The 23,512-nt window shown below is 60.0% G+C and carries 25 protein-coding genes and 1 CRISPR repeat array; of the genes, 18 read left to right on the forward strand and 7 right to left on the reverse strand.

Annotated features, from left to right (window positions below; genetic code table 11):
• The first annotated feature begins 209 nt into the window (after window positions 1-209).
• Genes cas3 through cas2e form a run of 8 tightly spaced genes read left to right on the forward strand, consistent with a single transcriptional unit; the run spans window position 210 to window position 9,188 of the window.
• Window positions 210-3,071 carry a CRISPR-associated helicase Cas3' gene (gene cas3, locus VVR12_RS06975; RefSeq protein ID WP_368550448.1) on the forward strand — a complete coding sequence of 954 codons (2,862 nt, stop codon included), beginning with the start codon at window positions 210-212 and terminating at the stop codon, window positions 3,069-3,071.
• Window positions 3,068-4,717 carry a type I-E CRISPR-associated protein Cse1/CasA gene (gene casA, locus VVR12_RS06980; protein ID WP_368550449.1) on the forward strand — a complete coding sequence of 550 codons (1,650 nt, stop codon included), beginning with the start codon at window positions 3,068-3,070 and terminating at the stop codon, window positions 4,715-4,717. Before cas3 ends, casA begins: the two co-directional genes overlap by 4 nt.
• Window positions 4,714-5,373: a type I-E CRISPR-associated protein Cse2/CasB gene (gene casB / locus VVR12_RS06985; protein WP_368550450.1), complete on the forward strand. Its 660-nt coding sequence runs from the start codon at window positions 4,714-4,716 to the stop codon at window positions 5,371-5,373. The genes casA and casB overlap by 4 nt, the downstream gene beginning before the upstream one ends.
• A 27-nt stretch (window positions 5,374-5,400) precedes the next feature.
• Entirely contained in the window at window positions 5,401-6,525 is a 1,125-nt protein-coding gene (cas7e, locus tag VVR12_RS06990; RefSeq protein WP_368550451.1) for a type I-E CRISPR-associated protein Cas7/Cse4/CasC, read from the forward strand.
• Window positions 6,525-7,217: a type I-E CRISPR-associated protein Cas5/CasD gene (gene cas5e, locus VVR12_RS06995; RefSeq protein ID WP_368550452.1), complete on the forward strand. Its 693-nt coding sequence runs from the start codon at window positions 6,525-6,527 to the stop codon at window positions 7,215-7,217. Before cas7e ends, cas5e begins: the two co-directional genes overlap by 1 nt.
• Window positions 7,217-7,888, forward strand: a complete 672-nt coding sequence (gene cas6e, locus VVR12_RS07000) for a type I-E CRISPR-associated protein Cas6/Cse3/CasE (RefSeq protein ID WP_368550453.1) — start codon at window positions 7,217-7,219, stop codon at window positions 7,886-7,888. Before cas5e ends, cas6e begins: the two co-directional genes overlap by 1 nt.
• Window positions 7,888-8,829 (forward strand): type I-E CRISPR-associated endonuclease Cas1e, encoded by a 942-nt coding sequence (cas1e, locus tag VVR12_RS07005; RefSeq protein ID WP_368550454.1) that lies wholly within the window; start codon window positions 7,888-7,890, stop codon window positions 8,827-8,829. The genes cas6e and cas1e overlap by 1 nt, the downstream gene beginning before the upstream one ends.
• On the forward strand, window positions 8,826-9,188 hold the full coding sequence (gene cas2e / locus VVR12_RS07010) for a type I-E CRISPR-associated endoribonuclease Cas2e (RefSeq protein ID WP_368550455.1): 363 nt from the start codon (window positions 8,826-8,828) through the stop codon (window positions 9,186-9,188). The genes cas1e and cas2e overlap by 4 nt, the downstream gene beginning before the upstream one ends.
• 76 nt (window positions 9,189-9,264) lie before the next feature.
• A CRISPR array of direct repeats spans window positions 9,265-11,490; the repeat unit is 29 nt; unit sequence GTGTTCCCCGCGCCTGCGGGGATGAGCCC.
• Between the two features lie 120 nt (window positions 11,491-11,610).
• On the opposite strand, the gene VVR12_RS07015 is transcribed toward cas2e, so the two are convergent.
• From VVR12_RS07015 to VVR12_RS07025, 3 genes are all read right to left on the reverse strand, one after another.
• Window positions 11,611-11,811: a hypothetical protein gene (locus VVR12_RS07015; RefSeq protein ID WP_368550456.1), complete on the reverse strand. Its 201-nt coding sequence runs from the start codon at window positions 11,809-11,811 to the stop codon at window positions 11,611-11,613.
• A gap of 178 nt (window positions 11,812-11,989) precedes the next feature.
• Window positions 11,990-12,688: a type 1 glutamine amidotransferase domain-containing protein gene (locus VVR12_RS07020; protein WP_368550457.1), complete on the reverse strand. Its 699-nt coding sequence runs from the start codon at window positions 12,686-12,688 to the stop codon at window positions 11,990-11,992.
• Between the two features lie 151 nt (window positions 12,689-12,839).
• Window positions 12,840-13,262: an Ohr family peroxiredoxin gene (locus VVR12_RS07025; protein WP_368550458.1), complete on the reverse strand. Its 423-nt coding sequence runs from the start codon at window positions 13,260-13,262 to the stop codon at window positions 12,840-12,842.
• Window positions 13,263-13,422: 160 nt separating this feature from the next.
• Between VVR12_RS07025 and VVR12_RS07030 the strand changes: the two genes are divergently transcribed.
• From VVR12_RS07030 to VVR12_RS07040, 3 genes are all read left to right on the forward strand, one after another.
• The gene (locus tag VVR12_RS07030; RefSeq protein WP_368550491.1) at window positions 13,423-14,538 is read left to right on the forward strand and encodes an LLM class flavin-dependent oxidoreductase; all 1,116 of its coding nucleotides are present in this window, start codon (window positions 13,423-13,425) and stop codon (window positions 14,536-14,538) included.
• A gap of 12 nt (window positions 14,539-14,550) precedes the next feature.
• Window positions 14,551-15,369 carry a CE1759 family FMN reductase gene (locus VVR12_RS07035; RefSeq protein ID WP_368550459.1) on the forward strand — a complete coding sequence of 273 codons (819 nt, stop codon included), beginning with the start codon at window positions 14,551-14,553 and terminating at the stop codon, window positions 15,367-15,369.
• Between the two features lie 328 nt (window positions 15,370-15,697).
• Complete coding sequence (locus VVR12_RS07040) at window positions 15,698-16,198, forward strand: MarR family winged helix-turn-helix transcriptional regulator (protein ID WP_368550460.1); 501 nt, start codon at window positions 15,698-15,700, stop codon at window positions 16,196-16,198.
• 27 nt (window positions 16,199-16,225) lie between these two features.
• Here the strand turns inward: VVR12_RS07040 and VVR12_RS07045 are convergent, their stop codons facing one another.
• The 4 genes from VVR12_RS07045 to VVR12_RS07060 all read right to left on the reverse strand — a co-directional run bounded on the left by VVR12_RS07045 (window position 16,226) and on the right by VVR12_RS07060 (window position 19,226).
• Window positions 16,226-16,486, reverse strand: coding sequence for a hypothetical protein (locus VVR12_RS07045; RefSeq protein ID WP_368550461.1), 261 nt, complete (start codon window positions 16,484-16,486; stop codon window positions 16,226-16,228).
• 9 nt (window positions 16,487-16,495) lie between these two features.
• Window positions 16,496-16,903: a hypothetical protein gene (locus VVR12_RS07050; RefSeq protein ID WP_368550462.1), complete on the reverse strand. Its 408-nt coding sequence runs from the start codon at window positions 16,901-16,903 to the stop codon at window positions 16,496-16,498.
• A gap of 206 nt (window positions 16,904-17,109) precedes the next feature.
• Window positions 17,110-18,318 carry a biotin synthase BioB gene (bioB, locus tag VVR12_RS07055; protein ID WP_368550463.1) on the reverse strand — a complete coding sequence of 403 codons (1,209 nt, stop codon included), beginning with the start codon at window positions 18,316-18,318 and terminating at the stop codon, window positions 17,110-17,112.
• A gap of 149 nt (window positions 18,319-18,467) precedes the next feature.
• Window positions 18,468-19,226 (reverse strand): hypothetical protein, encoded by a 759-nt coding sequence (locus VVR12_RS07060; protein WP_368550464.1) that lies wholly within the window; start codon window positions 19,224-19,226, stop codon window positions 18,468-18,470.
• 99 nt (window positions 19,227-19,325) lie between these two features.
• Here VVR12_RS07060 and VVR12_RS07065 point away from each other — a divergent pair, with 99 nt between their 5' ends.
• From VVR12_RS07065 to VVR12_RS07095, 7 genes are all read left to right on the forward strand, one after another.
• A complete protein-coding gene (locus VVR12_RS07065; protein WP_368550465.1) occupies window positions 19,326-19,850 on the forward strand; it encodes a TetR/AcrR family transcriptional regulator in 525 nt (174 codons plus the stop codon).
• A gap of 47 nt (window positions 19,851-19,897) precedes the next feature.
• The gene (locus VVR12_RS07070) at window positions 19,898-21,271 is read left to right on the forward strand and encodes a galactokinase (protein ID WP_368550466.1); all 1,374 of its coding nucleotides are present in this window, start codon (window positions 19,898-19,900) and stop codon (window positions 21,269-21,271) included.
• A gap of 264 nt (window positions 21,272-21,535) precedes the next feature.
• Complete coding sequence (locus tag VVR12_RS07075; protein ID WP_368550467.1) at window positions 21,536-21,709, forward strand: ribosome recycling factor; 174 nt, start codon at window positions 21,536-21,538, stop codon at window positions 21,707-21,709.
• Window positions 21,710-21,728: 19 nt separating this feature from the next.
• The gene (locus tag VVR12_RS07080; RefSeq protein ID WP_368550468.1) at window positions 21,729-21,884 is read left to right on the forward strand and encodes a hypothetical protein; all 156 of its coding nucleotides are present in this window, start codon (window positions 21,729-21,731) and stop codon (window positions 21,882-21,884) included.
• Between the two features lie 50 nt (window positions 21,885-21,934).
• Entirely contained in the window at window positions 21,935-22,117 is a 183-nt protein-coding gene (locus tag VVR12_RS07085; protein ID WP_368550469.1) for a CsbD family protein, read from the forward strand.
• Window positions 22,118-22,290: 173 nt separating this feature from the next.
• Window positions 22,291-22,593 carry a glutaredoxin domain-containing protein gene (locus VVR12_RS07090; RefSeq protein ID WP_409349891.1) on the forward strand — a complete coding sequence of 101 codons (303 nt, stop codon included), beginning with the start codon at window positions 22,291-22,293 and terminating at the stop codon, window positions 22,591-22,593.
• A 22-nt stretch (window positions 22,594-22,615) separates the two neighbouring features.
• On the forward strand, window positions 22,616-23,434 hold the full coding sequence (locus VVR12_RS07095) for a shikimate 5-dehydrogenase (protein ID WP_368550493.1): 819 nt from the start codon (window positions 22,616-22,618) through the stop codon (window positions 23,432-23,434).
• Window positions 23,435-23,512: the final 78 nt, after the last annotated feature.

Genomic DNA, 23,512 nt, shown 5'->3' on the forward strand with positions numbered 1-23,512 from the left:
CCAACTTATTAGATATATCAATATGCTCCTCGCGCTTCAGCGAGGCCCAAGGCCCCGGAGGATCTCCGGGGCCTTTTTCGACCTTTTCATCTCTTACATATAAATAATCGAATATATCTAATAAGTTATTGACTTAAATTGCGGGCGACCTTAAAGTATGAGCTAGGCAACACAATAACCGCCCAATCACCGTCACTTAGAGGTAGCTCATGAACGACTTCCCCGCCCTCACCTGGTCACCTGCGGCCGCGTCATTATGGGCCAAGACCGGTCAAGAAGAAGACGAGTGGCTATGCCTCCCCCAGCACATGATGGACAGCGCTATGGTTGGCTCCTATCTCTGGGATCACTGGGTGGGGCCTGGAGTTCGCAAACACGCCGAGGATAAACTCGAGCTCTCTACCGAGGAGACCACCAAGTTCGTCTCGTGGGTCTGTGGTCTTCACGACGTAGGCAAGGCATCCGTACCCTTTGCCGCGCAAGTGTCCAAGCAGCAGGGCAGAGCTTGGCTATGCGATCAGATCGAGCAACAGGGTTTACCCCTCCCGCGTAATGTCGCAGAAAATGACTGGTACCCACACTCCGCAGAAAGCCGGGCCGCCTGGGCTTTCTACGCTGAAGAACATTTCGGAACACACCCCCGTTTCGCTAACCACCTCGGTGACATTTTCGGGGCTCATCACGGTTTGCCCGCGAGCAGCGAAATGATGAAGCGGTCGACGGACCGACGCGAGAACGCTCCCGATTGGATCCGCGTTCAGGACGAGCTCATCAGCAACATCATCGAGTTCACAAAGACCGAAGAGGTCCTCAAGAAACTCATGAACCGCAAGTACCGCCCCGGCTCAGATCTCAAGATGATTCTGACCGGAGTAGTCATCATGGCCGACTGGATCGCCTCGAACGCAGACTTCTTTCCCCTCGTCGGAGCACCCTCCGGCGATAACAATCAACGCTTCGCCACCGGGATCTCACGAGTAAGCCTTCCCGGGCCTTGGCAACCGAGAGGATTCGATACCGCGAGCGCAGACGACGCCTACCGCGCAAGTTTCGGTTGGCCGGAAACAGTAGCCCCGCGTCCTATGCAACGGGCGACTTTCGATATCGCGCGAAAACTTGAAGCCCCAGCCCTGATCTGCATCGAAGCGCCCATGGGCAACGGCAAAACAGAGGCTGCTCTTCTGGCGAGCGAAATACTTGCTCACAAAACAGGCCGCAGTGGGGTCTTCTTCGGAGCACCCACCATGGCGACGTCCGACTCCCTCTTCAGTCGAACGAAGGCGTGGGCCCAGCTAGGTGAGGCCGGTGTGACTTCCATGTACCTCGGGCATTCGAAGAATCAGCTGAACGCCGAGTTCGGTTCTATGCCTCGACGGTCGCGTATGCGAGTCGCCCCGGAAGGGACGCCCAATCAACAAGACTGCAGTGATCACACAGATGTTATTGCGCATCAGTGGCTGTGGGGTCGGAAGAAAGGCATCCTCTCCAACATGGTGGTGGGTACCGTTGACCAGATACTCATGCTGGCGCTTCAGAGCAAACATGCCATGTTACGCCACTTGGGTTTGGCCAGCAAGGTGGTCGTGATTGATGAAGTGCATTCCTACGACGCCTTTATGGGGTCCTATTTAGCCAAGGCCTTGCAATGGTTGGGGTACTATGGCGTGCCCGTCGTTCTGCTCTCGGCTACCCTCCCCCATTCCATCAAGTCTCAGCTCGTCACCGCATATCATCGTGGCCTCCGCGGCTCAGATCGCGAATCCATTGAGGTTCCAGAAACAGGCCTCTCGTACCCGGTCATTACCACCGCTACCGCTCACGGTGTGGAGGTCTCGGAGGTAGAGCAGAGCGCCTCCGTTCAGACTTTCTCTGTTCAACCGGTCAATGATGACAAGGTGACTCTACGGTCTCTGCTAGAACCGGTGGCTGAAAAAGGCGGTTGTGTTCTCGTTTTGTGCAATACGGTGGCCAGAGCTCAAGAGGCTTTCACCGTTGCCCAGGATGTCGTGGGGGATGATGCGCGCCTTCTGCATGCTCGATTTACCGCTATTGAGCGGGTGGGCAAGGAGCAGGATCTCGTCGAAGAGTTGGGTCCGAGAGCTAACCGCGATCATGGGCGACCGGCATGTCGTGTTGTTGTCGCTACCCAGGTCGTAGAGCAGTCACTCGATGTGGATTTCGACTGCATCATCACCGACGTCGCGCCCATCGATTTGCTACTGCAGCGCATGGGACGAGTGCACCGCCATGCGCGGCCGGAGAGCGACCGTCCTGCGTGGGCTCGTGAACCCCGAGTGTATATCCGCGGCATGCAGCGTCTCGGCACAGAGACGACACCTCCGGAATTTAGCAGGGGAGTCGATGCCGTCTACCATCCCGCTATTCTCTTGCCCACGTGCTCGGAGCTTTGCCTCGTAGACGAAAGCTCTGCGATTAAAGTCAGCCTGCCTCACGACATCCCGAAACTAGTCCAAGCGGTGTACTCGAACCCGCAGGTTCATCCGGGATGGCAAGAGGCCTATGGCGAAGCTCGACATGACCTAGAGAATGAACTTGAGACCTCACAACGCAGAGCCAGTACCTTTCAGTTCCCTCCGCCGTTCAAGAATCCTCCCTTTGTAAAACTCTGGCAGGGGAACAAGCAAGACGCCACGGAAGAAGAGGGGGTGGCTCAGGTGCGCGATACAGACCCCACGATTGAAGTTGTGCTGACCCGCGCCACTGGGGACGGATATTATTCCCCTCTCCCCTGGCTAGATAGCGAGCTCGCTGATCAGCAGCTTGCGCGGGGAACGGAGCCGGATAGGGAAACCGCTCGATTATTAGCCACCTCAACGGTGCGCCTCCCCTACCAATTCTCTAGGTATCCGAGTCTCTTCGATCAGGCGATATCAGAGCTTGAGGAAAACACCGACAGAGGCTGGGAGAAGTCATTGTTCCTTAAGGGGCAGCTGCAGCTCAATCTTGACCACAACTTTTCAGCAACCATCAGCGGTCTCACTGTGCAATACAGCCCCGAGCTTGGATTGCAGTTGTTGACTCCGTCTTACTCACGAAAGGAGCAGGAATGAGTGAAACGAATACAGTACAGTCATTCAATCTGGTAGATGACCCCTGGGTCTCCTGTCAGATGATGGACGGAACCATCTCGCTACTCTCTCTGCGCCAGGTCTTCGAAGACCGGGCTTCTATCCGACAACTCTCCGGCGATTCACCGCAGCAGGACTATGCCGTCATGCGGGTTCTGTTAGCGATCTTCTGGCGAACTCATCAACGACTCGACGAAGAAATTGACTACCCGGATGATTGGTGGGCCGATCTTTTCGAACAGGTCGATGAAGAGGAGTTCGTTGGACCGATCCTCGATTATCTCGACGAGTGGAAAGAACGCTTTGAGCTCTTTGACGCTACGGCGCCCTTCATGCAGGCCGGGACGTTGGAAACCAGCAAGGGTGTTCGCTCCGGTGTTCGGCGACTGATACCGGAAGCTGAACTTGACTATTTCACGCTAAGGGCAGGCTCTGGGCGCGAAACCCTCACCTTTGCCGAGGCGGCACGGTGGCTCATCGCAATTCACGCTTGGGACTATTCAGGCATCAAACCCGGCGCGTGGGGAGACCCTCGCGTCAAAGGCGGCAAGGGGTATCCCATCGGTACGGGGTGGTCGGGTAACACCGGTGGCATCGTAATCCACGGTGACAACCTGGGCCAGACCCTTTTGCTCAACACTGATCCCTCGGAGATCTTTCCTAGCCGCGAGGAAGCATTGCAAGATGCTCCGGCGTGGGAACGCGAAGCTCAAACTTCTGTCCCTCGCGACACCGACTACCCTGCAGGTCCTTGCGACGTGCTGACGTGGCAGACCCGCCGCGTACGTCTCTTTACGGACGAAGGGTTAGTAACGGGGGTTCTTGTTACCAACGGCGACAAAATCGAGATTCGCAATCAGTTCGCCGACCCCATGACCGCATACCGCTACAGCAAGAACCAGTCGAAGAAGGGCGCTCCGGTACTTTTCGCGAAAACGCATGCTGAAGAGCGCACTCTCTGGCGCGGTATTGACGCCCTTCTGATCAGGGAGCTTGCGGATGCAACTCCGGCCCAACGTGAAACCTCTGATCGCCGGGCAGCAACTATCGAACGGCTCGCCACCCTCAAGAGCGACAGGCTGATTTCGCGAGATCAAACAATCCGAGTAGAGCTGGTGGGTTTCGTTTACGGCCCCCAGTCATCGATCATCACGGAGTCGATCCACGAGGTCATCCCGTTCAAGCTCACCACATTCCTTGAAGACTACAGTTCTCAAGCAAACGCGATCGTGTCAGGTGCGCAACAGGCGGTTGCCGCCGCAATCAACCTTGGTCAATTCGCGGGCTTTCTCAAGGAAGCGGCGGGAGACACCTACGAGTTCGTTCCCGGTGCAACAGAGCGCGTTCTCCACGACCTGCAAGCCGATTTCAAACGCTGGCTGATTTCCTTTACCCCTGAGACGGATGCCATCAAAGCCCGCAATGCCTGGTACGACCTGGTTGAATCACGCATTAAAGAACACGCCACGGTGTTAACCCGGAGCGCGGGTCAGAAAGCGCTCATCGGGCGAGTAGAGGAATCAGAGTCTGCCACAGGTTCACCACGTGTGTTCTCCACTGCAACAGCTCTCGACCGCCTCCACAGATCGCTCAAGAAAACCCTCGAAAGAACAGGAGAAACACGATGACGGAAACTGATCACCCCGTCGTATCTACTCCCGGAAAACCTACTCTTTACGGTGCAGTCGCCTCAGCGGTTCACCGGTTGCAAAGCGGTGTAACGGGAACATACGATTCACCGATTACGCGGGCCCAACTGGCACGTCTCCGCCAAGCTGCTGGCCGCACCCCGGAGAAGGATCCCTTGGCCTGGGCGGTTGTGCTCGAGCAAATCCTCCCAGAGCTCGACAGCTCATGGAATAGAGACGAACCGAGCACCACTGAAGTTGCCGCGTATACAGCACTCACACTGTATGCCTTACACCAGCGGTCGCAGTCACAACCTATGCATGTCAAGAGCAACCGATCACTCGGGTACGCGGTGGCTCAGCTAGAAAAGACCACCAAGAGCGGATCTACTAAGAGCCGTCTTGACGCACTTGTAACGGCATCGACGCAGAACGCTACAACCTATCACTTACGCTCTATCGTCAATATGCTCAACAGTCACGATATCCCGCTCGATTATGGACGCTTAGCTGAAGATCTCCGACGGCTGTGGAACAACCGTTACCCCCACGATAAAGAGGGAGTGATCCTTCGCTGGGGGCGCGATTATGCCCGTGGCTTGTGGGGTGGTTCAGCAAGCCACCAATCACCTACTGACAACGACCTGAATTCCTAAAATATCTCTCACAGAAAGAAGAAAAACATGTCTCTGTACATCGACATTCACGCACTGCAGACCCTCCCTCCGAGCAACATTAACCGAGACGATACTGGCTCCCCGAAGACGGCGACTTTTGGCGGCGTCGCCCGGCAACGCGTCTCCTCACAGGCCTGGAAGCACGCTATTCGCAATGACCTGAAGACCCGTCTCAGCGCTGAAGAAATGGGCATTCGCACCAAGCGTGTGGTTCAAAAGATTGGTGCCGCAGTGATGCAGATTGACGATTCCTGGAGCGAGGTCGATGCTGAGACCCAGGTTGAGGCGCTTCTCAAGACGGCCGGATTTAAGGTTGAAAAACCGAAGAAGAAACAGGGGACCGAAGACGAAGGTGTCGCAGAATCTGGCTACCTTTTGTTCTTGAGCAACCGTCAGATTCACAACGCAGCTCAGGCAATTGTCTCCGGTGAGAAGATCGCCAAGAAGGAAGCCAAGGAGATTTTCGATCAGAATCATTCCATTGATCTAGCGCTCTTTGGCCGTATGGTTGCTGACGATGCTTCATACAATGTGGATGCTTCGGTACAGGTCGCTCACGCCATCGGAGTCTCGGGCGCTGAACCCGAGTTCGATTTTTTCACTGCAGTAGACGATGCAGTGCGCGATGCAGAAGAAACAGGCGCGGGAATGATGGGTACGGTGGAAATGATGTCTTCGACCCTCTACCGATTCGCCACCATCAATCTTGATGACCTCGCCAAGAATCTGGGGGATTCCGAGGCCGCTATCAAGGCAAGCGTGGAGTTTGTAGATGCGTTCATGACTTCCATGCCGACCGGCAAACAGAACACCTTCGCAAACCGCACTCTGCCTGATGCAGTAGTGGTGACTGTGCGGTCCGACCGACCGGTGAGCTGGGTCAATGCTTTCGAGACCCCGGTCGCTCCGAATTCTGAAACCGGGCGTCGAGTCCTGGCCGCACGCAAGATGGCGGAAGAGGCTCAGGCAATCGATGAAATGTATGATTCAAAACCCGAATCCGCTTGGGTAGTTGCTCTCCCCGCATTGAAGGCAGAACTAGAGGCTTTGGGACAGGGGGTTAACCGCTCGGAGCTCTTGAACGGGCTTCGTTCCGCTCTGGAGGGTTTGGTTGCAGAGGGTGACCAGTAGTGAAAACCCTCGTTCTCAAGCTAAAAGGACCTCTGCAGTCTTGGGGTTCTAGTAGCAGGTACAGAACCCGCTCAACCCACACCGAACCCACTAAGTCGGGCGTCCTGGGGTTGCTGGCAGCAGCTCAAGGACGTGCCCGCACAGACGATATCGCCGATTTGGCTAAGTTGGAGTTTGGTGTGCGTGTTGATCAACCGGGCACGTTAGAACGCGATTTTCAGACCGCGCGGGAAGAAAAGGCGGTTAATCCCCGTCTTTCTTACCGGTATTTCCTCGCAGATGCCGTCTTCATCGCCGCTGTGAGCGGGGAGGATTCACTCATCGAGTCATTGGCTGACGCAGTTAAGTCTCCGCAGTTCCCGCTCTTTCTTGGTCGACGGTCATGCCCCGCTAACCCAGATTTGTTCCTCGGGTTGCGAGACGGTGGAATCGAGGAGGCGCTACGTGCCGAACCGTGGCACGCGTCTGAATGGCATCGAGCCTCCCGCGCAGATCAGGTTCATCTGCCGCTTTTTCGGGACGCGCAGGCAGGAGAGGATGGTGACTCGTTGCGGGATACTCCCCGTAGCTTCTCACAGGAAAATCGTTCCTACCATTGGCGCACGGTGTTTGAGGCCGCCCCTGTTACTCTCGACAATCCACAGGGCAAGAAGAATATTGATCCCTTCCTAGAAACGGTAAGGAGTCTCTAGTGTGGTTTAGCTCTATTTCGATTAATCCACAGAAACGCATGGGCCGTATACTTCTGGCCAACCGCCAAGAAATGCATAAGGCAGTCCTGCAGGCGTTTCCACCGCATGCAATTGGACAGACAGGCGGTCGCGTACTGTGGCGGCTCGATAGCGAGAAACATGCACATACGTTGTATGTGGTTAGCCCAGTTGAACCAGATTTCACCCACATCGTGGAAAACGCCGGTTGGTTATCTCAGACGTGGAACTCTATTGATTACGGCGGTTTTTTGGAGAAGTTAATGGTGGGTCAAGAGTGGGGTTTCCGCCTGCAAGCTAACCCTGTGAAGCGCCAGCATATTGCTGGAGGCAGAGGTAAGGTTTTGCCTCACGTCACCCCCATTCAACAGGTTCACTGGTTGGTAAACCGTAGCGAAAGACTAGGTTTTACCACAATGCCTCATGAAGGTGAGGAACCCTCAGTCTCGGTCACTCGTCGTGAAGATCTACGATTTGACCGTAACGATGAGAACCTCGGTGGACGTCGCCGGCAAGTAACCTTACGAAACGTACAGTTCGATGGCGTGCTGAAAGTAACCGATGCAGACGCATTGAAATCTGCGCTGATCAACGGCATCGGCAAGGGTAAAGCGTATGGTTGCGGTCTCATGACCTTGCGGAGGCTAAGTTAATGGGTTTGGTAGGCACACCTCCTCCCACACGAACCGAACTGGCTCGTGTGGGAGACCGCCTCTCTTTTGTTTATTTGGAGAGGTGTTCAATCCATCGGGATGCCAACGCCGTCACTGCTACCACCGACCGAGGCACAGCACATATCCCGGCTGCTACGCTCGGCTGTCTCTTGTTGGGTCCCGGCACGAAGATAACCAACGCGGCGATGACTCTATTAGGGGATTGTGGTGCAAGCGTTGTGTGGTGTGGTGAGAATGGGGTTCGATTCTACGCTCATGGGAGTTCTCTAGCTCGAAGCTCTAGGTTACTTGAAGCTCAAGCGCACTTGGTTTCGAATAATAGGGCGCGTCTAGACGTGGCTCGGAAGATGTATGCATACCGTTTTCCAGGCGAAGATGTCTCTGGATTGACCATGCAACAATTACGTGGTCGTGAAGGTGCCCGTGTGCGTAAGGTTTATCGTGAACATTCCGAGCGCACGGGCGTTATCTGGGGTAAGCGTAATTACGCACCTGGTGCTTTTGATCAAAGCGATGCAATCAATCAAGCTTTAACCGCTGCTAATGCGGCCCTCTACGGAGTAGTGCATTCAGTGGTGGTGGCATTGGGGTGCACCCCCGGTTTAGGTTTTGTTCACACCGGTCATGATCGTTCTTTCGTGTTTGATGTGGCTGATTTATATAAAGCTGAAATTACAATTCCTGCTGCATTTGATGCGGTGGCCGCTGGAAGTGAGAATTTAGCTTCTGACGTGCGGCGTCATGTTCGAGATGCGGTAGTAAAGAATCGTCTATTAGAGCGGTGTGCCCGTGATATCACTAATCTGTTAGCGCCTGACCTAGCAACCGAATGGGAACAAATTGATGAATTGTCATTGTGGGCTGGGCCTGGCAAAGGTGAGGTGGGAGCCGGATTGAATTATGAGGATCAGTATTCATGATTGTGGTTGTTCTCTCCGCTTGCCCCACAGGGTTACGTGGCGACCTTACTCGGTGGTTGCTTGAGGTCAGTCCTGGGACTTTTGTGGGCAATGTTTCAGCTCGCGTACGAGACGCCCTTTGGGAACGCGTTTGCATGAACACAGGAACAGGCCGTGCTCTTATGGTTTATAACTCGGACAATGAACAACGAATGAAATTCAGAGTTAATAAGCATGAGTGGGAACCTACTGATTTTGAAGGTTTGACTCTGATGTTGCGCCCTACTGCTCCTGCCAAGTCTGCTCAGAGACGCACCGGGTGGAGCAATGCCCGCAATCAACTACGATCACGCCATCCCTCCTGGCGAGACAAGTTGTAGACTAGGTCATAGATCATTTGTTGCAAAAGTAAATGGAATACCCATTGATGTGAGGTATTTCCGCACGTCAGCAAGTGTGTTCCCCGCGCCTGCGGGGATGAGCCCGGCATCGTGCGTTGCACCTGGGATTACTTTTGGTGTTCCCCGCGCCTGCGGGGATGAGCCCCAACATCAACCCCAGCGGAGCTTCACCATCAGGTGTTCCCCGCGCCTGCGGGGATGAGCCCAATGTCGGCGAAACCACATTTTCGCCTTGCGTGTGTTCCCCGCGCCTGCGGGGATGAGCCCAAGATGCAGCAAGCGTGAAGAACTCTTCGCGTGTGTTCCCCGCGCCTGCGGGGATGAGCCCACCTCCGAGATCGAACTGGCCTGCATCGGCAAGTGTTCCCCGCGCCTGCGGGGATGAGCCCTCGAGAAGCGGAAACTCATCTTCGTGGACCGCGTGTTCCCCGCGCCTGCGGGGATGAGCCCACTAGCCAATGGTCGCCGTTCCGTCCCCATTGGTGTTCCCCGCGCCTGCGGGGATGAGCCCTCTTTAGTCTCCTGCGTCGTGGACTTATCCCAGTGTTCCCCGCGCCTGCGGGGATGAGCCCGGATCCGGGTACGCCTATCAGCTTTTGGAGGTGTGTTCCCCGCGCCTGCGGGGATGAGCCCGCTGAAGCGCGAAATGCATCTTCGTGTCCTGCGTGTTCCCCGCGCCTGCGGGGATGAGCCCGAACCCAGGTGCGTTACGGTCAGCGGCTGGCCGTGTTCCCCGCGCCTGCGGGGATGAGCCCCTGTGGCTCACCCAAAAGCCGCTCATGTGGCTGTGTTCCCCGCGCCTGCGGGGATGAGCCCTCGATAGCGTCGGCCAGCAACAGCTCACCGACGTGTTCCCCGCGCCTGCGGGGATGAGCCCAAGAGCCTCTACACTACGACGCTAGGCCCGCTGTGTTCCCCGCGCCTGCGGGGATGAGCCCCGATCTATACACCTACGCTTACCGTCGCCGCAGTGTTCCCCGCGCCTGCGGGGATGAGCCCTCCGCACCTTCTTGCGTGGTACTCGAACGATGGTGTTCCCCGCGCCTGCGGGGATGAGCCCCAGCGGCAAAGCTAAAAACACCGTCGCGCTGGGTGTTCCCCGCGCCTGCGGGGATGAGCCCCACCACACCCCAACCCCCGGTCAAGCCACCGAGTGTTCCCCGCGCCTGCGGGGATGAGCCCCGGACTCACCGACACCACCCACAAATGAGGGAGTGTTCCCCGCGCCTGCGGGGATGAGCCCGCAGTTCAAGCTCGACTATTGCGGCCGCCGCGTGTGTTCCCCGCGCCTGCGGGGATGAGCCCTCCACGAGGTTGATTACTGATCCCGGCCACAAGTGTTCCCCGCGCCTGCGGGGATGAGCCCTGGCATCACCGGGCTGCAACAACTCGGCTCTGGTGTTCCCCGCGCCTGCGGGGATGAGCCCCGGCGCAAGCTACAGGAGTATGTGGCGGTGCTGTGTTCCCCGCGCCTGCGGGGATGAGCCCACCCTCAGTACCAACAAGCCCGTGGCAACGGTGTGTTCCCCGCGCCTGCGGGGATGAGCCCGGTTCCAGACTCCAAGGAAACAGTATCCACACGTGTTCCCCGCGCCTGCGGGGATGAGCCCTTAGTGAAATCGGGTCCAAGCGGGGTCTCCGCGTGTTCCCCGCGCCTGCGGGGATGAGCCCATTGATAGCGTAGGCGATAAGGTGCTACCGGGGTGTTCCCCGCGCCTGCGGGGATGAGCCCCGTTGCTTTGGTAGGTCACGGTTGCCCATGCCGTGTTCCCCGCGCCTGCGGGGATGAGCCCTGCCGCCCCTGCCCCTCACCACGGCAATAATCGTGTTCCCCGCGCCTGCGGGGATGAGCCCAAATCGTGGCACGCGCTGTAATCGAAGTGGGCGTGTTCCCCGCGCCTGCGGGGATGAGCCCGGTGAGGTCGCGAAGGTTCATCACACGGGTGAGTGTTCCCCGCGCCTGCGGGGATGAGCCCTGCGGCAGCTTACTCCGAGCCGATACGACTTAGTGTTCCCCGCGCCTGCGGGGATGAGCCTCGTACTAGCACCACAACCAACAGCCCTCTCGGGTGTTCCCCGCGCCTGCGGGGATGAGCCTGGCCGATGCCGGTGTTCGATGAGAGGTCAGCGGTGTTCCCCGCGCTTGCGGGGATGAGCCTACACCACCGGAGGATACGTCCCCTTCGAGGTGGTGTTCCCCGCGTCTGCGGGGATGAGCCCGCCAAAGGCGGCGTAGGCAAGACTACGACCGCGTGTTCCCCGCACCTGCGGGGATGAGCCCAGCCCAATAGATATAGGCCCGGTCGGGAGTGTGCACTGCATCCTCGCGACGAAGTCCTACTTAAACGCCGAGATCCTACCAAGGTTGGTAGGACCCCGAGAAGATACGCGGACTTCGGCGTTACTCCTGGGCAGAGCTATGCTTCGAAAGGCTCCAGATCAGCCAAGTAGCCATGGGTGCAAAGACTACTGCGGTAACGATGGTTTCTTGCCACTGCCAACCGGCTCCGAACAAGAGAGCCTTGATGCACACGAACCCGACATAGAAAGCGATGGTCAACAGAGTGGCAACAGTAAATTTCTGGGCAGCAGTCTGTGGCATAGTGGGGTTTTCTCCGGTATTTACGGGCGATTGAATAAGGCTTGCACCTAAAAAATAGATTATCTGTGAAGTGAATCATGGGCAAGGGATGCCCCGACGTCCTACCTAAACGCCGAGATCCTACCAAGGCTGGTAGGACCCCGAGAAGATACGCGGACTTCGGCGCAAGGCAGCGGGCCTAAACCAGCGCACCCCGCCGCGCGAGCGCCAACAGCGACTTCGCCGCGGCCGTCGTCGAGGCGTGGTTCGCGCCGGTCACCAGCCGCTCGTCGACCACCACGTGCGGTTCGAACGGGGAGCGGTTCGCCAAGAACCTGCCGCCGGCGTCCTTCATCGCGGCCTGCACCGAGAACCCGAACTTGTCGCGGGAACCGGCCAGGCGCCGCTCTTCGTCGGAGGGTCCGGTGAGGCGGAGGTGCCGAAACGCCCAGCGTCCGTCGGCCTCGCGCGCCGACAGCAGCGCCGCCACACCATACCCAACAGCACCCACCGGGTGACCCGTCCGTACACAGTCCATCAATACCGCACCCAACCCGCGGTGTGTCATCAAGTCGCTGAGCACCGCGCGGCCGCCGGGAATGAACACCCCCACGCAGTCCTCGGCCCGCACGTCCTCTAGTGCAACTGGGTGTTGCCAGCACGAGGCGATCTCATCCAGCCGGTCGCGCATGGCTTTCGCGTCGGCCCGGCACCCCAAGGACGCCTCACTCAGGCTCGCCGCGGACGGCGTGGGTACCGCGCCGCCAGGAGTAGCCACCTGCACCTGGCAACCGGCAACGGTAAACGTGCGGTGGGCGTCGACCATTTCGCTGGCCCAAAAACCTGTGGGCGCGCGCGAAGACCCCAGTCGATCAAAGTCGCAAGCGGTGAGGGGCATCAGAATCTTCACGGGTCCTCCGCAGATGGCAGGGGGTTCAGGATTGACCCTCAACCTATCCGGGCGAGAAAAACACGGGGTTTACATCGCTCGGCGTGGGGGTTAATTCTGCGAGCGCCACCCCTCCCCCAAAACCAGGAGCTGACTAGCCCTATTGTTCGACGACGGTCACCTTGACGTCGATGTTGCCGCGGGTGGCGCGGGAGTACGGGCAGGCGCTGTGCGCGCGGGCCGCGATTTCGCGGGCGCGATCCATCTCGACAAACGGCAGGGAGACAGCGATGTCGATGGCGAGGTTGTAGTTGCCGTCATCGTCCATATAGAGGTGCACGCGGGCTTGCACCGAGGAGCCGGTGGCGTCTGCGCGGTCGTTACCCGCGACGATCTTCACGGCCTGGTGAAAACAGGTGGCGTAACCGAGTGCGAAGAGTTGTTCGGGGTTCGCGCCGTCCCCGTTGCCGCCGAGTTCTTCGACCAGTCCCATCTGGATCTCGAGGGTGCGGTCGGTGAGGTAGGCTCGCCCGTCGCGCGCCGAGCCGGTCGAGCGGGCTTCGGTGGTGTAGACGGACTCCATGGGGTACTCCTGACGATTTGGCGGTGAACAGCTCAACTCTACTCCACACGATGGTCTGAATGGAGAGCATCACCTCAATTATTACTTTACAAAGAAAGTATTGGGGTGTAGATTCGACCTTGTCGAAGAAACAAGTCACAACCAAAGGAAGCCAGCCATGATGCAATTCGGAATTTTCAGTGTCGGCGACGTCACCACCGATCCGACCACCGGCAAAACCCCCACCGAGCACGAACGCATCAAGTCATACGTCACTATCGCTAAGAAGGCCGAAGAGGTCGGCCTGGATGTCTACGCGCTCGGCCAACACCACAACCCGCCCTTCGTCACCAGCTCCCCCACCACCACGCTGGCTTACATCGGCGCGCAGACCAAGAACATCATCCTCTCGACCGCGACCACGCTGATCACCACCACCGACCCGGTACGCATCGCCGAAGACTACGGCATGCTGCAACACCACCTGGACGGCCGCATGGACCTCACCCTCGGCCGCGGCAACACCGGCCCCGTCTACCCCTGGTTCGGCAAAGACATCCGCGAAGGCGTAGGCCTGGCCATCGAAAACTACGCACTGTTGCACAAGCTCTGGCGCGAAGACCGCGTGAACTGGGCCGGCAAGTACCGCACCCCGCTCAACGGTTTCACCGCCACCCCGCGTCCGCTGGACGGCGTGGCCCCCTTCGTGTGGCACGGTTCGATCCGCACCCCCGAGATCGCAGAGCAGGCCGCCTACTACGGTGACGGCTTCTTCCACAACAACATCTTCTGGAACAAGGAACACACCGGCCAGATGATCGACCTCTACCGCGAGCGTTTCGAATACTACGGCCATGGCACCGCCGAGCAGGCCATCGTGGGCCTCGGCGGCCAGGCCTTCATGCGCAAGAATTCGCAGGACGCCGTACGCGAGTTCCGCCCGTACTTCGACCATGCGCCGGTTTACGGTGGCGGCCCCTCGCTGGAAGACTTCACCGCGCAGACCCCGCTGACCGTGGGCTCCCCGCAGCAGGTAATCGAGAAGACCCTCTCGTTCCGCGAGTACGCCGGCGACTATCAGCGCCAGCTCTTCCTGATGGATCACGCGGGACTACCGCTGAAGACCGTGCTCGAGCAGTTGGATCTGCTGAGCGAGGAGGTCGTGCCGGTACTGCGCAAGGAGTTCGCGAAGAACCGCCCGGCCGCCGTTCCCAACGCCCCGACCCACGAGTCCCTGCGTGCCCGCCACGAGCGCGGAGAGGATCCGGTTCCCGGCGGTACCCGCAACCAGGCATAAGGAGGCTTAGCTATGCAGACACCTCAGATCGTAGTGATTTCGGCGGGGCTTTCGGTGCCCTCGTCGACCGCCCTGCTGGCCGACCAGCTCTCCGAGGCGACGGTCGCCGCGGCGCAGGCACACCCTGGCCTTGACGGTGTTGAGGTCACTCACCTGCAGTTGCGGGAGCTGGCCACCGGCATCACGAACTACTTCCTCACCGGTTTTCCGGTGGGCGATCTCGCCCAGGCGCTGGACGCGGTGCGCGAGGCAGACGCCATCATCGCCGTCACCCCCACATTCAAGGCCGGTTACTCGGGGCTTTTCAAGAGCTTCTGGGACGTCGTGGATGAAGACGCGATGCACGGCAAGCCGGTGTTGTTGGCGGCGACCGGCGGCACGGCGCGTCATTCGCTGATGATCGACACCGCGATGCGCCCGCTGTTCTCTTATTTGAAGATGCAGATCGTGCCGACCGGGGTCTTCGCGGCCACCGACGATTTCGGCCACGACACCGGTTTACAGCACCGCATCGACGCCGCCGCCGGCCAGCTCGTGCAGATGCTGGGCTGGAGCGCCGGTACTGCCGGGGCGACCTTTACCGCGTCGGTCGATAATGCAGACGCCGCGACCGACTCCGGGGCGGAGGTCACCGACCCCACCGCGGGCGGAGCGTCCGGCGTTGCAAGCGATCCCGTCGAGGACGACGTCGAGCGCGCCGGCGCGAACAGCGGCCACTTCTTCGGGGTAGCCGTGGAACCGACCGCCGAGGATAAGGGCACGAAGAAGGGTGTGAGCACGGGTCTGCCACCGTTGCAGGTCACCCCGTTTGAGCAACTCTTGAACTCCTAGACAGCAAAAACGCCAGCGGCCGGTGCCTCGCGAGGAGGTGCCGGCCGCCGGTGCATTAACGGTTTAGGGTGCGCCGCACCGATTCCGCCCTGACAAGGTTAAGCAGAGGTTAACTAATTCAGGGATTAACTTTCTTAGTCAACTTTCATCGGCGTGTTCGATACCACCTTTTGAAGTTTTCTGCTATACAAGGCCCTTGTTTTACATAATCTGCCGTAGAATGGTGAGGGTGACCTAAGTAGTCACGTGTCCTGCCCATCACGATGAACCACCAGGGAACCACACAAGGTGCATCGAGAGATACCGAGAAAGGTATGATTGCCCCGCGATGACAACCGAACTCTCCCCCGAAGAGATCCGCTTGCAAACCGTGCGCACCTCGAATCTTTGGAAGCAATACACCAAGCTCTACAGCGGGTTCAACAGCCATCTCGACCGTTCCCTGCGTGATGGCGCACAGATTAAGCTAGACGACTACCAGATCCTCACGGTGCTCACCGATGGGGACCCCGACCTCGACGACTTCCCCCTCATTCGCATGGGCGAGCTCTCGAAGGCCCTCAACGCCTCCCCCTCGCGCCTGACCTACCAGGTCAACCGCCTCGAACAGCTGGGTTGGGTAGAACGCGTAGAGATCCCCCACGACCGCCGCGGCAAGGGCGCACGCATTACTGACCTCGGGTACGAAATTTTCTGCAAGGCGTTCACGCTCCACATTGACTCGCTGAACAAAACCCTGCTCTCCGGAATCCCCGACGGCGACTACGAAGTCGTCGACCGGGTGATCAAGCACATTCTCGAAGCCATGGAAGAACAGCTCCACGGCTAATCGCCTCGATTAAGGCGGGCGCGGCGCCTACTTTTCGGTGGCGTCCGCCTCGTGCACCTCGCCCGAATGCGGCTTCGCCGAGGCCTTCGGTACCGACCCCACCATCTGCGCACGGTGCAGGTGCTCGCGGTTGGCCAGCACCACCAGCGCCATCGTGTTCAGCGCCAGGCCGATAATAAAGATGATCCACCCCAGCACCATGAAGCGGGTGCTACTCAGCAACGCACCCACCAGCAAAGCAAGAACGGACGCCAGGTACGCCGGGGACAGCAAAAATTTAGTATTCACGGCACTCCCCTATCGGTTACGCGGGCGCGGGGTGCGCGAGGAACGGAAGATTTTCTCGTCGGAAGGCTCCACCTGATCCAGCTGCTCGGTGGTGATCACCGGGTGCTCCTCGGTATCGAGTTCGGACGCGGCCACCGAGCGACGCTCGCGCGGCTGCTCCTCGTGCTCAACCTCTTCAACCTCAATAAACTCGTCGTGCTGCTCGTGCGCCGAGCCGGTCAGCATCGGTGGCAGCGGGCCGCCCTTGAGACGCTGGATAGAGACCCACGCCGAGAACACGTTCAGACCCAACCCGACGAGCAACAGGAGCCAGCCAAACGCGCTGGCGCCACCCGAGGCGCTACCGATAAAGAGCGCTCCGACGAAGATCACTGCAATAGAGGTCAAGAATGCCGGGGAAAGATCTTTGCTGTTCATTGTTCCTTAACTTCTTCGGCGGCCGATTGTGCGGTCTCACCTGTACTTATAGCTGAGAGGGTATAGGCGGGGGCCCTCAATCCAGCCTGTGCGGTAAAAGTCTTCCCTTAAGTGTAGGGCACTTTTCTGACCGTTAGGTTGGAGCCTTCACGCCTTTCACTGACAGCTAGCGACTAGCACTTTCCCCGGAATTTCTCCTCACCAAATTAGGCGTTCGGTGAGAGGTCGGTTCCCACACCGCGTTTCCGCAACTCCGGGGTGAGCGTGACCTTGGTATCCGATGCGTCGGCCGGGGAAGCTACTCCACACCCGGCCGCCGAGGCGCACCCGCCGCACCCGGCGTCCGCTGTGGAACCACAGCCGTCCGCCTCGTGGCCCACCACGCCGTGCTCGCGCAGATGCTGTTCGTGTTCGGCCACCAGGTCGCGATCCTCGGCACCGAGTACCACGAACCCGCCGTCGCGAATCATCTTCAGGTCATCCAGCGCCGACTGGCCCGTCGAGGTCAGGTAGTCGCCCAAGAACAGCGAGTTGACCACGTTCAACGCCACCGGCTGCAGAGAACGCAGGTGCATCTCACGGCCACCGGCCATCCGCACCTCGGTGTCGGGATTGACCATGCGCACCGCGGCCAAGATCCGCAAGCAGCGCATCGGGGTCAGCTCGTTCATGCCGGCCAGCGGGGTGCCCTCGAAAGGCATCAGGAAGTTGACGGGGATCGAATCGCCGCCGAGATCCTTCAGCGAAAAGATGGCGTCTACCAACTGCTCGTCGGTCTCCCCCATGCCCACGATCAGGCCCGAGCAGGCCGAGAGGCCGGCGTCCTGAGCCGAGTGCACGGTGTTCACGCGATCCTCGAAGCTGTGGGTGGTACAGATGTCGGCGTACTTGTCTTCGCTGGTGTTGAGGTTGTGGTTGTAGGCGTCCACGCCGGCCTGCTGCAGGCGCCGGGCTTGGCCGTCTTTGAGGATGCCCAGGCAGGCGCAGACCTCAACGTCGGGGTGCTCGTCTTTGAGACCCTCGACCATGGTGGCCACACGCTCGACATCGCGGTCGGTCGGGCCCTTGCCGGAGGCGACCATGCACACCCGAGAGGCTCCGCCGGCGATGCCGAAACCGGCCTGGGTGATGGCCTCGTCGGGTTTGATCCAGGAGTATTTGAGGATTTCCGCTTCGGACCCGAGTCGTTGCGAACAATAGGTGCAGTCTTCCGGGCACAGGCCAGACTTGAGGTTCACCAGGTAGTTCACCTTGACGGTGTTGCCGAAGTGGTGCCGACGCAGGGTCGCGGCGGCCTCGACGAGGGGAAAGGTGTGCAGATCGTCAGCGATGATCATGGCCAGCGCCTCATCGCGACTGACCGGGGCGCCACCTTCCAGCACGCGGGCGGCGATGTCTGAGAAGTTTACTGTCATGCCCCTAGTGAACACTTAATTTGAACAGTGTTCAAATTGATGACGCGGGCAGGTAGCGGGCACCCAGGCGAGCGCCCGTGAAACCTCTCTTAGACCACGACCCGACGCGAACCGCGACCCGAATCAGACCGCGACCCGATTCAGGGAGGTTACGCCCCGCACCCTCCGCTGCCGCAGGCACAGTTGCCGCCGCAGCCCCCGCCGGACGCCGCGTCCGGCTCATCCTCACCCAGGATGGTATCGGCGTAGGCCTGGGCGTCTTCCACACCCTCACCGCGCAGATATGACACGTAGTCGGCGGCCAGATCACGCTGTTCGGCCCCGATCACCTGCAGGCCGGCACCCTGAATCAGCTTGAGGTCCTCGAACACCGCGGCGGCCTCAGACTCGCGGTAGTCACTGAGATACATCGAGTCGATCACGTGCATCGCCAGGGACTGCAAGGAGCGCAGGTGCACGCGGCGGCCTTCACCCACACGCAGGCTCTTCGCGGGAGCCGCCAGACGCGCCGCGGCCAATACACGCAGGCACTGCATCGGGGTCAGATCAGCGGCGCCGGGAGCATCCTGCTCGGGGGTGGGTACGAGGAAGTTCACGATCACACGCCCTGTCGAATCGTCGCCACCGGCCTTCGCCAAGGACGCCGCCAGCTGCTCGGCACTCTCGCCGTCACCCACGTTCACCACGGCGCCGACCGGCTCGCCCGTCTCGGGAAGTGACCCCGAGGCGCCCAACAGGTTCACCACCTCAACGGTGTTGCGGAAGTACGTGCGGCGGTATTCAGCGGCAAATTCCACCAACGCGAATGTTGCGCCGGGGCCGGCCGTGATGATGTCGAGCAGGTCTTGCTCGGTGGGGGTCGCGCCGGCGCGCATCTTCTGGGTGAATTCAGCAAAGTTTAACGTCATATCTCTATTCAACCTCAGACTCATGGGTAATGGTCTGTTGTCCGCGGTTGCGCGCACACGTTTTACAATGAACGGGTGCCTTTAACCCGCGAGAAAATCATGGACTCCGCCTTTAACCTCCTGACCCAGTACGGTCTGGCGGATCTTTCCATGCGCCGTCTCGCCACCGAACTGGGCGTGGCCCCGGGTGCGCTGTACTACCACGTAAAGAACAAACAGCAACTGCTGGCCTCGCTGGCCTCACGCATGCTTGAGAACGTGTATTTTGAAGGCCCCCACCCCGCCGCACGCCTGCAGTTCTCGGCCGAAGAGCTCTACCGGCAGCTCTCGCCGGTGCGGGAATCGGCCGAGGTGATCCGGTTGGCGTTGGCCCTCAACCCGAGCGAACTCAAGTATGTCTCGGCGGGAATGGAATGCTTCAGCGCGCTCGATCCCGAGGGTGACCAGGAAAAACACCGCCTCGCGGCGGCCTCACTACTCCATGCCTGCATGAGCATTATCGAAGAGGAACAGACGCGTGCCCTGCTGGCCGGGACCACCGCCCCGGGTGACCCTCCCGACCGCTTTCGAGCGGTTGTGCGCGCGACCATCACCGGGTGGTCCCACCCCGCCGCGCACAGCTAACCCGCATCGCCCAGCCAGCATTCCGCACCCACCAGAAAGTTAGAACCATGAGCACCTTTGCCGAACCCCACTGGGGCGTGCTGCCCGACCACGAAGAACAGGTGCGCGCCGTCCGGAACGCCTTCATCGAGAAATACGGCCAGGAGCCCGACGGTGTCTGGTCGGCTCCCGGCCGGCTCAACCTGCTCGGGGAATACATCGACTTTCTCGGCGGTTCGTGCATGCCCATGCCGTTGCCCTACCGCACCTACATCGCCGGTAAGATGCGCAGCGACGGCGTGCTGCGCGCAGAGTCCCTGCAGATGCCCGGGGACGAGCGCACCGTGGTGATCCGCGACATCGAACCCGGGCGACTGAAAGGCTGGTTCACCTACGTGGCCGGGGTGGCCTGGTCGATGAATCAGGAGGGCGGCCGAGACATCGCGCTACCGAAGAACTTCGGAGCCGACCTCGTGATCGACTCGCGCGTACCCGTGGGCGGCGGGCTGTCGTCCTCGGCAGCCCTGGAGTGCTCCACCGCGCTGGCCCTACTCGACCTCTCTTGCCCGCTACGTGCGGACTGTGAAACCACCGAACCCCTACCCTCGGACTGCGGCCCCACCAACGACGCCCTGCGCGCACGATTGGCGCAGGTGTGCATCCGCGCCGAAAACGATGTGGCCGGCGCCCGCACCGGCGGCCTCGACCAGACCACCTCGCTACGTTCAAAACCGGGCAAGGCGCTGTTGATCGACTTCCGCGATTTTTCGATCGAACCCATCAAGGCCGACCTCGAATCGGCCGAGCTGGCGTTCTTGGTCATCAACACCAACACCCCGCACGAGCTGGCCGGCGGGGAGTTCGCGGCGCGGCGGGCGGCGTCCGAGGCGTGTGCCGAAGCGCTGGGGCTGCACCACCTGCGCGACGCCCTCCCCGAGGATCTGCGGTGCGCAACCATGGACGAGCGTCAGGCCAAACTCTGGCGGTTGAACCTCGTGGACGAAACCACCACCCGCGCCCTGGACGCGCTCGAGGGAACCAATCAACCCCCGAAGTTCCCGCGTGGGTGGATCCGTCACGTCTTCCACGACATGGCGCTGGTGGAACGCGCCGCATACCTGCTGAAGAATACATCCACTCTGGGCCAGCCCGCCTGGGTGGAGCTGGGTCATCTTTTCACCGAATCATTTGTATCTATGCGCGATGAGCTATGCGTCTCCCGCGCGGAGATCGACCTGGCCGTGCAGACCTCCCTCGACTCCGGAGCGCTCGGGGCACGCATCGTCGGCGGCGGTTTCGGCGGGGCCGTGATGGCACTGGTCAAACAGAACGAGCTACACCCGACCTCGCAGGCGGTGGCCAACGCCTACGCCGCCCACGGTTACGCAGCACCCGAGTTCCTGCCGATGGTCGCCGGGTTCGCGGCCGACAAAGACCTCTAGGACGCCCGCCGCCAGAACGGGCGCCCGTTGCCGCCCCTAGATGTCTGGTCGTGTCGCGGATTCACGGGGTTTTCTCAAGAGACAGTCGAGTTCTCTCTGAAAACCCCGGATTTCCGGGGTTTTTGGGCTCACATAGAGGGTGGGAAATGGGGCGATAGGGTGGCGATTTCGCGGGAAAGTATTGGAACACACACCATCGATCAGTAGACTGAGGAACACAACGAGTCGTAGAACACAGGCTCACTTCTACCGAAAGGAAGAAACATGGATTTCAACACCGATGGCATCAAGGATCAGGCCAACGAGCGCCTTGACGGCGGCAAGGACGCCATCAACGAGAAGGCTGGCAAGGACATCGTCAACGACGATCACACCAACACCGCCAAGGACAAAGCTGGCGAGCAGATCGACGGCCTGACCGACAAGTTCGGCAAGTAAGACTTTAAGGAAGCTGACCATGTTAGAAAAAGACAACATCGAACAGCAGGCCAAAGAAGCCGCCGAGAACGTCAAGAACGACGATGGCAAGGTCATCGATCAGGCGCAGGCGCAGCAGTCGAACGTCGAGGCTGATCAGCAGATTAATGACGTGCGCGAGCGCTTCGGCAAGTAACAGCGCTTCGGTCACTCAAGATTTTTAACAATAAACAAAGGAGAAACATCATGGCACTTGGAGACAAGCTCAACGATATGGCTGGCAAGGCAAAGGAAGCCGCTGGCAAGGCAACCGATAACGACCGTCTGAAGGCTGAGGGCCAGGGCGATCAGGCTCAGGCTAAGGTTTCGGACACCGTCAACGACGTCAAGGATCACGCAGCTGGCCTGAAGGATTCCTTCAACAAGTAAGGCTTGCGCCTCCCCCTTTCAGCATCGGACGCCGCGGTTCGGGTTTTCCCGTTCTGCGGCGTCCGCCGTTTAATCGCTTTATCCGCTCTTATGCCCTAGCGGCGCGGGGGAGGAATTTTTGGCGGCCGCGTTAGGCTACCTCTGGAAGAACATTCCCCATCGAAGGAGACATCATGGCACGTGCACAGGCTACCCAGGCCGAAGCGAAGCAGGTTATCGACGACGGCGGCGTGGTGATTTACTGGCGCCCCGGTTGCCCGTACTGCGAGGCCCTGGACGAGGGTCTCGGTGATATCGGTGATCGCGCAACCTGGGTGAATATCTACGAAGACGACGACGCGAAGGCTTTCGTGGAGTCGGTCAACGATGGCAACGCCGTGGTTCCGACCGTCACCAACTCCGAGAAGTCCTTCGTGGCAGCGTCGTCGAAGGCGGCGAAGATCGTGTCGCTGATGATCGAGAAGTCGGGTCGTTAAAGCGATGGCAGAGAAGAAGCATGTGGGCCGCCCGCCGCTGAATCGCGATACCACCGTCTGCATTTCACTCTCGGGCCGCCCCTCGAATCACGGCATCAAGTTCCACAACTACCTGTACGAGAAGTTCGGGCTGGACTTCCTGTACAAGGCGATGACGACTACCGACATCAAGGCCGCTATCGCCGGCGTGCGCGCGCTGGGCATTCGCGGTTGTTCGGTGTCGATGCCGTTCAAGCAAGACGTCATTCCGCTCATGGATGAGATGGACCATTCGGCGTCGGTGATCGGCGCGGTGAACACGATCGTGAACACCGACGGGCACCTGCACGCCTACAACACCGACGTGATCGCGGTGGCCTCGCTGTTGCGCACGCACGGTGTAGATCCCTCGCTGCCGATTCTCTTGCGCGGTTCCGGAGGTATGGCCGCGGCGGTGGCCGGCGCCTTCCACGACGCCGGTTTCACCCGCGGCACGATCATCGCCCGCAACGAGCAGACCGGGCGCGCCCTGGCCGACAAATACGGTTACGATTGGGCGCCCGAGCCGGGTTCGCTAACCGCACCGGTGATCGTGAACGTAACCCCGATCGGCATGGAGGGCGGGGCCGAGGAGCACAAGCTCTCGTACCCGCAGTCCACGATCGAGGCCACCGAGGTGGTTTTCGATGTGGTGGCCATGCCGGTGGAGACCCCGCTGATTCGCGCGGCGCGGGACGCCGGCAAGGAGGTCATCACCGGCGGTGAGGTGATCGCGCTGCAGGCGGCGGAGCAGTTCCGCCTCTACACCGGTCACGAGCTCACCCCGGAGGACGTCGCCGAGTCGGAGGCACAGGCTAGCTAGGCGTCTGCCATTCAGATACAGGGGGCGGGGGGGGGGGGGGGGGGGGGCCCCCCCCCCCCCCCCCCCCCGCGGGCTTTA

Origin of the sequence: Rothia sp. LK2588, assembly GCF_040946465.1 — a bacterium.
In the GTDB taxonomy this organism is placed as follows: domain Bacteria; phylum Actinomycetota; class Actinomycetes; order Actinomycetales; family Micrococcaceae; genus Rothia.

Bases quoted from the DNA above. Each gene is read 5' to 3' on its own strand.
- VVR12_RS07030 (WP_368550491.1), top strand. From the start codon at position 13,423: ATGCAATTCGGAATTTTCAGTGTCGGCGACGTCACCACCGATCCGACC.
- cas7e (WP_368550451.1), top strand. From the start codon at position 5,401: ATGTCTCTGTACATCGACATTCACGCACTGCAGACCCTCCCTCCGAGC.
- VVR12_RS07015 (WP_368550456.1), bottom strand. From the start codon at position 11,811: ATGCCACAGACTGCTGCCCAGAAATTTACTGTTGCCACTCTGTTGACC.
- casB (WP_368550450.1), top strand. From the start codon at position 4,714: ATGACGGAAACTGATCACCCCGTCGTATCTACTCCCGGAAAACCTACT.
- bioB (WP_368550463.1), bottom strand. From the start codon at position 18,318: ATGACAGTAAACTTCTCAGACATCGCCGCCCGCGTGCTGGAAGGTGGC.
- VVR12_RS07090 (WP_409349891.1), top strand. From the start codon at position 22,291: ATGGCACGTGCACAGGCTACCCAGGCCGAAGCGAAGCAGGTTATCGAC.
- VVR12_RS07065 (WP_368550465.1), top strand. From the start codon at position 19,326: ATGGACTCCGCCTTTAACCTCCTGACCCAGTACGGTCTGGCGGATCTT.
- VVR12_RS07070 (WP_368550466.1), top strand. From the start codon at position 19,898: ATGAGCACCTTTGCCGAACCCCACTGGGGCGTGCTGCCCGACCACGAA.
- VVR12_RS07060 (WP_368550464.1), bottom strand. From the start codon at position 19,226: ATGACGTTAAACTTTGCTGAATTCACCCAGAAGATGCGCGCCGGCGCG.
- VVR12_RS07020 (WP_368550457.1), bottom strand. From the start codon at position 12,688: ATGCCCCTCACCGCTTGCGACTTTGATCGACTGGGGTCTTCGCGCGCG.
- cas2e (WP_368550455.1), top strand. From the start codon at position 8,826: ATGATTGTGGTTGTTCTCTCCGCTTGCCCCACAGGGTTACGTGGCGAC.
- VVR12_RS07035 (WP_368550459.1), top strand. From the start codon at position 14,551: ATGCAGACACCTCAGATCGTAGTGATTTCGGCGGGGCTTTCGGTGCCC.
- VVR12_RS07050 (WP_368550462.1), bottom strand. From the start codon at position 16,903: ATGAACAGCAAAGATCTTTCCCCGGCATTCTTGACCTCTATTGCAGTG.
- cas1e (WP_368550454.1), top strand. From the start codon at position 7,888: ATGGGTTTGGTAGGCACACCTCCTCCCACACGAACCGAACTGGCTCGT.
- VVR12_RS07085 (WP_368550469.1), top strand. From the start codon at position 21,935: ATGGCACTTGGAGACAAGCTCAACGATATGGCTGGCAAGGCAAAGGAA.
- VVR12_RS07080 (WP_368550468.1), top strand. From the start codon at position 21,729: ATGTTAGAAAAAGACAACATCGAACAGCAGGCCAAAGAAGCCGCCGAG.
- VVR12_RS07025 (WP_368550458.1), bottom strand. From the start codon at position 13,262: ATGGAGTCCGTCTACACCACCGAAGCCCGCTCGACCGGCTCGGCGCGC.
- VVR12_RS07040 (WP_368550460.1), top strand. From the start codon at position 15,698: ATGACAACCGAACTCTCCCCCGAAGAGATCCGCTTGCAAACCGTGCGC.
- casA (WP_368550449.1), top strand. From the start codon at position 3,068: ATGAGTGAAACGAATACAGTACAGTCATTCAATCTGGTAGATGACCCC.
- VVR12_RS07075 (WP_368550467.1), top strand. From the start codon at position 21,536: ATGGATTTCAACACCGATGGCATCAAGGATCAGGCCAACGAGCGCCTT.
- cas3 (WP_368550448.1), top strand. From the start codon at position 210: ATGAACGACTTCCCCGCCCTCACCTGGTCACCTGCGGCCGCGTCATTA.